Source organism: Micromonospora sp. BL1, from assembly GCF_003667485.1.
GTDB lineage: Bacteria > Actinomycetota > Actinomycetes > Mycobacteriales > Micromonosporaceae > Micromonospora > Micromonospora tulbaghiae.
Window position 1 is genome coordinate 1 of sequence record NZ_RCVK01000053.1, and the last position, 1,122, is coordinate 1,122.

General features: G+C 75.9%; 1 protein-coding gene and 1 pseudogene. One reads left to right on the forward strand and one right to left on the reverse strand.

Translation table 11 applies throughout. From position 1 onward, the window contains the following. On the reverse strand, window positions 1–386 hold a 386-nt coding region (locus EAD96_RS00255; protein ID WP_121682863.1), incomplete at its 3' end, for a hypothetical protein. Between the two features lie 442 nt (window positions 387–828). Between EAD96_RS00255 and EAD96_RS31340 the strand changes: the two are divergent. Next, window positions 829–1,122: pseudogene (locus EAD96_RS31340) on the forward strand (hypothetical protein); the annotation flags it as partial.

A 1,122-nucleotide genomic window follows, 5' to 3' on the forward strand; every position in this document is an offset into this window, starting at 1 on the left:
TCGTCCTCGTCGTCCTCTTCCTCCGCGACCCGTTGCCACCACGGGTCGGTCGGGTCCTCCACCAGCGGCGTCCACGCCGGGTCCGCCGTCGTCGGCGCGCTCGACGTCTCGTCCGTCGGGCTGTCGATCTCCGGGTCGATCAGGATCAGCTCGGGGAGGATCTCCTCCTCCGCCATCTGCTTCGCCGCGTTCAGCCGGCCCAGCTTGCCGAGGTACCCCTCGCCCGGCTGATCCGGACCGGCCAGCTCCCGCGTCCGCTGCTCGATCTGCTGAGCCGCCTGCTCCCCCAAAGTCGAGAAGAAGCTGTTCGGGTCCTCGATGGTTGCGTACCGCTGGGGCAGGTACGTCTGCCAGTGCCGCTGGGCCTGCGCCCCGTAGTGGTTCATCCGTCTCCTCCGCATCGGCCGGGCCGTCCTGGTCACGGTCGACGGACGGGGCGGCGGTCGCCGCCCCATCCGCGTCGACCACCGGCGGCGCGTGCGCCGTGGCCGCGCCGCCCAGGACGGCAGGCGCGGGAGCCGGCACGTCGACCACGGGCGGTGCCGGCTGGACCTCGGGGCCGGGAACCGGGTCCAGGCGCTGGGCGACGTACGCCTCCAACGCGGCGATGTCCACCCCGCTCGCGCCGACCTGGTAGCGCAGCATCGACCGCGCCGACCGGGCGACGCCGGCCCGGCCGGCGGGGGTCTGGTAGGTGCGCGTCGCCCAGTCCACCCGGGCGGTGACCACGGCCTCCAGCAACGGCCGTACGCGGTCCTGCGGCCGGGGGCCGACCGCCCGCAGCGCCCCGCCGGCCGTCGGGTGAGCCTGCACGGCAGGGGCGAGCAGGTGATACGCCCGCTCCGCCGCACGTCGGCCGGCGTCTCCGGCGCCGATGGCCACCGTCACGCCCGCGGCGACGTCGGTCTGCTCGGTCAGCACGGCGACCTGGCCCGGTGTCAGCGTCGGCCCGCACGGCGCGACGACCACCGGGACGTCCTCTCCGGCCGCCGCGGACCGGGCGATCGCCTCCAACGCTGTGGCGGCCACGCCCACTGGCCGGCCGGCCCGGTCCGGCTGCTCGGCGAGTCCGACCAGCACGTCAGCCGGCCGGTGGATCGCGGTGGCCGGGCCGTGCAGCAC